General features: G+C 43.8%; 7 protein-coding genes. 6 read left to right on the top strand and 1 reads right to left on the bottom strand.

Going from position 1 to position 6393, the window contains the following annotated elements; genetic code table 11:
• The coding region (locus tag VIP81_RS29235) for a collagen-like protein (RefSeq protein WP_331970088.1) at positions 1 to 654 on the top strand (654 nt) is incomplete at its 5' end.
• A 60-nt stretch (positions 655 to 714) separates the two neighbouring features.
• Here the strand turns inward: VIP81_RS29235 and VIP81_RS29230 are convergent.
• Positions 715 to 1731, bottom strand: a complete 1017-nt coding sequence (locus tag VIP81_RS29230; RefSeq protein WP_331970085.1) for a GntG family PLP-dependent aldolase — start codon at positions 1729 to 1731, stop codon at positions 715 to 717.
• Between the two features lie 328 nt (positions 1732 to 2059).
• Here VIP81_RS29230 and VIP81_RS29225 point away from each other — a divergent pair, with 328 nt between their 5' ends.
• The 5 genes from VIP81_RS29225 (at position 2060) to VIP81_RS29205 (ending at position 6314) form a co-directional block, all read left to right on the top strand.
• Complete coding sequence (locus tag VIP81_RS29225) at positions 2060 to 2917, top strand: sigma-70 family RNA polymerase sigma factor (protein ID WP_012793808.1); 858 nt, start codon at positions 2060 to 2062, stop codon at positions 2915 to 2917.
• A 157-nt stretch (positions 2918 to 3074) separates the two neighbouring features.
• The gene (locus tag VIP81_RS29220) at positions 3075 to 3953 is read left to right on the top strand and encodes a DUF4249 domain-containing protein (protein ID WP_331970040.1); all 879 of its coding nucleotides are present in this window, start codon (positions 3075 to 3077) and stop codon (positions 3951 to 3953) included.
• A gap of 19 nt (positions 3954 to 3972) precedes the next feature.
• A complete protein-coding gene (trxB, locus tag VIP81_RS29215; protein ID WP_331970038.1) occupies positions 3973 to 4923 on the top strand; it encodes a thioredoxin-disulfide reductase in 951 nt (316 codons plus the stop codon).
• A gap of 182 nt (positions 4924 to 5105) precedes the next feature.
• Entirely contained in the window at positions 5106 to 5456 is a 351-nt protein-coding gene (gene folB / locus VIP81_RS29210; protein WP_331970035.1) for a dihydroneopterin aldolase, read from the top strand.
• A 102-nt stretch (positions 5457 to 5558) separates the two neighbouring features.
• On the top strand, positions 5559 to 6314 hold the full coding sequence (locus tag VIP81_RS29205; RefSeq protein WP_331970033.1) for a hypothetical protein: 756 nt from the start codon (positions 5559 to 5561) through the stop codon (positions 6312 to 6314).
• Positions 6315 to 6393: the final 79 nt, after the last annotated feature.

The following is a 6393-nucleotide window of genomic DNA, read 5'->3' as shown; positions in this document are numbered from 1 at the left end:
ACCTATATCATGAAAACAATTTTCTTTGAGAAAGGCCGGATGCCTATGTTCCTCATAGCTATCGTGGTTATTACCCATTTGTTAATCATTACCGGATGTTCCAAAAAAGGTGATCCGGGGCCCGCTGGTGCGAATGGCGCGCAGGGACCTGCCGGTCCGGTGGGGCCCAAGGGGCCTGGCGCAATATCCGGAACGTTTACACTGGTGAATGCCGACTATAAAAATGATTACTGGACAATAAGTACCGGCGCCGGAGGTGCATTGGGAGCAGCCTCCAGAGCCGTCGTGAAGAGTTTGCCGGCAATAACGACGGATGTCTTTAACACAGGAACGGTGATGGTATATTTGAAAACACCGGTAAATCTAAGTGCTACTGCCACTGTGTGGACGCCTTTACCTTATGATATCCGTAATTTTAATGTAGGGTATTTAACCAGCTTTAAGTTTAATTATGAGGCCGGAAAACTAAGGATCTATTATATGTTTGTGCAAACAGATGGTTCGGCAACTGTTCCGGATATATACAATGCGGTGATTCCTTCCTATGACTACAAATATGTAGTGATACCCGGAACGGCTGCTGCCAGGGCCAGTAGCCCGGTGGATCTGAACGATTATAACGCAGTGGCCAAATATTATAACCTGAAAGATTAGCAGCTGAAATATACGATCAGGCAAATGTTGGCCTGATCGTATATTTTGTTTATCAGCAGATTACGACATCGCTGCGATCACTTCGCAGGTAGTGTTAATCATCTCCGCCGTTACATCCAGGTGTGTTACTATTCTTACCTGTGTTGGGGAGATGGCCATTACCAGGATGCCTTCTTTGCTCAGATAATCGGCAAAGCGTTGTGGAGTCCAGTCGCCCTTTACTTCAAAAATGAGGATATTGGTTTCCACCGGGAGCATATGACCTACGAAAGATTTTTCCAGTAATGCCTGTGCAATTTGCTTGGCATGTTGGTGATCTTCTGCCAGTCGTGCGATATTATTTTCCATGGCGTAAATGCCGGTAGCAGCCATGAAGCCTGCCTGCCGGAGGCCTCCGCCCAGTTTTTTGCGGATACGTCTGGCGGATTTGATAAAAGCGGCACTACCTAATAAGACGGACCCCATCGGGCAACCCAGTCCTTTATTCAGGCAAACGGAGATACTGTCAAACAGTTGTCCGTAAGCGATGGGATCCTGGCCAGTGGCTACCAGCGCGTTGAAGAGGCGGGCGCCATCCAGGTGTAATGCGAGTCCGTGTTCTTTACAAACGTCGCCGATTTTTACCATTTCGTCCCAGTCGTAACAGCATCCGCCGCCACGGTTGGAAGTATTTTCAAGGCAAACAAGACTGGTGCGTGCCTTATGTACGTCGTCCGGATTAATAGCCGCTTCTACTTGCGCAGCGCGGATCATGCCCCGATCGCCGAGAATAGGATGTACCTGTGCACCCGCATTAAATGCAATGCCACCACCTTCATAAATATATACATGAGCAAGATTACTGCAAACCACTTCATCCCCCGGCAACGTATGTACTTTAATGGCAACCTGGTTACTCATTGTGCCGGAAGGGCAGTACAAGGCTGCCTCTTTGCCAAAATAAACTGCCATCATGGCTTCCAGTTTGTTGATGCTGGGATCTTCACCGAAAACGTCATCACCGGTTTCTGCCTGTAACATCGCCTGTAACATGCCAGGGCCGGGACGTGTAAAAGTGTCGCTTCTAAAGTCAATCATTTTATTGAAAAATTTGCAACGGCTTAACAATTAAATTAGTTAAGATGTTAATTTAAATATGATTCTTTATCAATTGTTAAAATTTGTATAAACCATCGCTGTACAGCGACTAAAGCACTATAAAATTCCGTTATAAAACTGTACTTTGTTATATGGCTGGCAAATATAAGAAGGATTTGGTAGAGTGATTGGTTAGCACGATCTTTGCAGACTTATTTTGAATCAAAAGGATAAAGCGCGGGAAACTTTGTAAGTTAATAATTTTAAAAATTCGAACAAAAAATTTCTTTCGCTGTTATTTTATTTATAAACCAATACAATTTTTCATATGAGGCAACTTAAAATTGCCACCCAGATCACCAATCGTGATTCGCAGGCGGTAGAAAAGTACCTGCAGGAAATCTCGAAGATCCCTTTGTTAACACCCGAGGAGGAGACCGTTTTGGCGCAACGCATTAAAATGGGCGATCAAAAGGCTCTTGAAAGATTGACTACAGGAAACTTACGTTTCGTTGTTTCTGTTGCAAAGCAGTATCAGCACCAGGGGCTTAGCCTCAGTGACCTTATTAACGAGGGTAATCTTGGCTTGATCAAGGCGGCACAACGTTTCGATGAAACAAAAGGTTTCAAATTCATTTCTTATGCAGTTTGGTGGATTCGCCAATCCATACTGCAGGCGTTAGCTGAACAAGGTCGTCTTGTTCGTCTCCCGCAAAACAAAATTGGCACCTATAATAAAGCTAACAAAGCTTACATGGCATTTGAGCAGGAAAACGAGCGTGAACCTTCTACCGAGGAACTCGCAGAAATCCTGGAGATGTCTGAATCAGAGATAAACAATATCTTCCAGAGCAATACCCGTCACATGTCATTGGATGCACCTGTGCACGAGGCAGAAGACGTAGCAATGGGCGACCTGCTGGAAGGTGGAGATATTACTGATGACGATGTTATGAGAGATTCACTCCGCGAGGAAATACGTAGGGTCCTGAAATCCCTGAGTCCACGCGAAGCTGAAATTGTGAATGCTTATTTTGGTCTGGATGGTGAAAATGGCGCAACAATCGAACAAATCGGTCAGAAATATGATCTGACTAAAGAAAGAATCAGGCAGATTAAAGAACGTGCTATCAAAAGGCTGCAGAAAGCCCGCTATAGTGGCGCATTGAAATCTTACCTGGGATAATCCTTTTACTCCATTGATTATTTTGATATTTAGATAAGTAAATAACAAAATAACCAATTGAATAAATCTACTAATCCTCTTTATTCTATAAGAACACCGGCCTTGTAAATACATGGCCGGTGTTTTTATTTACTCCACACCCCTTATTTTTGCAGCTATGCGCCATACGCTCTTCCTTATACTGGTTACACTGATCTTTTCCGCCTGCGAAAAAGATATCTCTGTGGACCTGCCAGCGCAGGAGCCGCAGTTAGTGGTGGAAGGACGATTTGAAGATGGGAATTATCCGGTAGTAATACTGACACACAGCCTGAACTATTTTGCCGCAATAGATCAGACCACCTTGCAGAATTCCTTTGTACATAACGCTGTAGTAACGGTTTCAGATGGGACTAAAACCATGAAACTGATTGAAAATTTGATAGATACCGCAGGGAAAAAGTTCTATGTATATATACCTGATGGCACTCAGCCGGCCAATAACTTTACCGGAAAAGTGTCAGGTACTTACACGCTGCACATTAATGCTGACAATAAGGCATATGAATCTGTGACAACGATACCAACACGTGGACTGAAGCTGGACTCCCTCTGGTGGACACTGGTGAAGCTGGACAATGATAGCTCAATGGCCCGCTTATGGGTGCGGGTAACGGATTCGCCCACATTTGGTAACTATGGCCGCTACTTTACCAGTCGTAACGATGAGCCGTTTTTACCCGGACTGACTTCTGTGGTAGATGATCAGGTAGTGAACGGCACAACATTTGAAATTCCTGTGGACGCAGGCGTAAATAAGAATGAGCGGCTTGACCTGACAACATATGCATTCTTTCACCTCGGAGATACGGTAACTATAAAGTTTTGTAATATTGACAAAGCTACCTGGGATTTCTGGCGAACACTCGATTTTGCATATAACAGTAATGGCAATCCATTCTCATCACCTACAAAAATACTGGGGAATGTACCCGGTGCATTAGGCTACTGGGGCGGTTATGCAGTAACCTATAAAACAATTATTATTAGCAACTAATTATACAGCAAAAAAAAGTATGGAAAACAAGCAACAAGAGCATGTGCATTTACTGATCATCGGTTCCGGACCTGCCGGTTATACCGCTGCTATTTATGCCGCAAGAGCCAACCTTAAACCAGTATTATATCAGGGTATTCAACCCGGCGGACAATTAACCATCACCACAGAAGTTGAAAACTATCCCGGTTATCCGGAAGGTATTCAAGGCCCTGAAATGATGGTGGATTTTGAAAAACAAGCTACCCGCATGGGCGCAGATATCCGTTATGGTATGGCTACATCTGTGGATTTCAGCAAACAACCTTATAAAGTTATCATTGATGAAGAGAAGGAAATCACCGCCGATGCCATCATCATCGCTACCGGTGCTTCCGCCAAATGGCTGGGCATTCCTTCCGAACAACGCCTGAATGGTAGCGGTGTTTCTGCCTGCGCCGTTTGTGATGGATTCTTTTTCCGTGGTAAGGAAGTAGCGATCGTAGGCGCCGGTGATACCGCTGCTGAAGAAGCACTGTACCTTTCTAAAATGTGCAGTACCGTGCATATGCTGGTACGCCGCGGTGAAATGCGCGCATCCAAAGTAATGCAGGACCGCGTACTGAAAACATCCAACATCATCGTTTACTGGAACTCAGAAACAGATGAAGTATTGGGTGATAAGAAAGTAGAAGCGATCAGAATCCTGAATAATAAAACACAGGAAAAGAAAGAAGTGCCAGTAAGCGCATTTTTCGTGGCTATCGGCCATCAGCCTAACTCTGGTATCTTTAAAGAATACCTGGAACTGGACGAACAGGACTATATCGTAACCGTACCTGGCACCAGCCGCACCACGGTAGAAGGCGTATTCGCCTGCGGTGATGTACAGGACAAAATTTATCGCCAGGCGGTAACTGCTGCCGGTAGCGGATGTATGGCTGCGCTGGATGCAGAAAGATACTTATCAGCAAAAGAACACCACCAATAATAGAAAAATTACGAATTACGAATTACGAATTACGGAGTTGTGGGGAGATAATAGCGTATGATCTTCGCGTTTACCATCTCCGCACAAATTCGTAATTCGTAATTCGTAATTCGTAATTCGTAATTCGTAATTCGTAATTCGTAATTCGTAATTCGTAATTCGTAATTCGTAATTCTTTCCTCATGCTTACTATTGCCCTCGAACACGCTACTTTTTACGCCTATCACGGTTTATACCCGGAAGAAACGATTATAGGTAATCACTTTATATTGGACGTAGCTGTTCGTATACCCGGCACCATGCCAGTAGATGATTTGTCTGAAACGGTGAACTATCAGGGTATTTATGAAGTGGCTAAAGCCGTGATGGAAGTACCTCGCCCCCTGCTGGAAGAAGTAGTATATGAATTATCCGATGCATTGAAGCAGCGGTATCCTGATATTCAACACAGTATTGTTAGTCTCCGTAAAATGAACCCACCCATGGGCGCCAGTATCCGCAACTCCCTTGTTTCCCTGGAGAAAGATTACTAAGCCCTCGTTTTTTGGAATATGAATGATGTTTCTCATTTGTAATTTTCGTAAATTTATAGCTACTAGTTAATCAACAAATTTTCACGCTGTAAAACCTGTCCTATGTTGAAACGGATCATGGCAGTTTGCTTTTTGTTATCTGCAGCCTTGTTTGTAAAAGCGCAGAGTGTCAGTGAAATGGTGGAAGAAGCCAAACAGCTGGAAAAACAAATGAAAGAGAACGAAGCTTTTGAAAAGGATAAAGACATTCTGAAAATACAGCCTACTGAACTGGATGCATTGAATCAGGCCAGTCAGTTATGCGCCCGCATAGGGAACCGGCAGAAATCCAAAGATGATAAGATCAGTTATTTCGATCAGGCCAAAAGCTATGCACAAGAGGCCCTGAAAGTAAATCCCAATAGTCCGGATGCTAATTTATCCATGGCCATCGCTATGGGACGTATGGCCCTCATTGCTGGTGCAAAAGATAAAGTCGCTGCTTCTAAAGATGTAAAGAAATATGCCGAACTGGCGATTAAATTCAATCCTTCATTGGCACAGGCTTATCACGTATTAGGCAAATGGAATTTTGAAGTAGCTAATCTGAATGCCTTTGAAAGAGGCGCCGCTAAAATGCTCTTCGGTGGTTTACCCGATGGCTCTCTGCAAAATGCGATCAACAATTATGAAAAATGCCGGCAGCTGGATCCCGCTTTTCTGCTCAATTATTATGAGCTCGCCCGCGCGTACAAAGAAAATGATCAGCAGGAGAAAGCGATAGAAGTGCTCAAGAAAGCACTGACACTACGTAATATCGTATATGATGATGCCACTATTAAAGTGGATTGCAAGAAGATGCTGGATGATTTACAGTAAAAATAGCTTTTAGCCGTTAGCTTTTAGCTATTAGATAATGTTATGTTACTTACCCGCTGCATTTACTAAAAGCTAAAAG

The organism is Chitinophaga sp. (assembly GCF_036566945.1).
In the GTDB taxonomy this organism is placed as follows: Bacteria; Bacteroidota; Bacteroidia; order Chitinophagales; family Chitinophagaceae; genus Chitinophaga.
The sequence above is the reverse complement of the archived record's forward strand: the minus strand, read 5'-3'. Positions and strand labels throughout refer to the sequence as shown.

Coding starts and splice junctions, on each gene's coding strand:
- VIP81_RS29220 (WP_331970040.1), top strand. CDS start 3,075: ATGCGCCATACGCTCTTCCTTATACTGGTTACACTGATCTTTTCCGCC.
- VIP81_RS29205 (WP_331970033.1), top strand. CDS start 5,559: ATGTTGAAACGGATCATGGCAGTTTGCTTTTTGTTATCTGCAGCCTTG.
- trxB (WP_331970038.1), top strand. CDS start 3,973: ATGGAAAACAAGCAACAAGAGCATGTGCATTTACTGATCATCGGTTCC.
- VIP81_RS29230 (WP_331970085.1), bottom strand. CDS start 1,731: ATGATTGACTTTAGAAGCGACACTTTTACACGTCCCGGCCCTGGCATG.
- VIP81_RS29225 (WP_012793808.1), top strand. CDS start 2,060: ATGAGGCAACTTAAAATTGCCACCCAGATCACCAATCGTGATTCGCAG.
- folB (WP_331970035.1), top strand. CDS start 5,106: ATGCTTACTATTGCCCTCGAACACGCTACTTTTTACGCCTATCACGGT.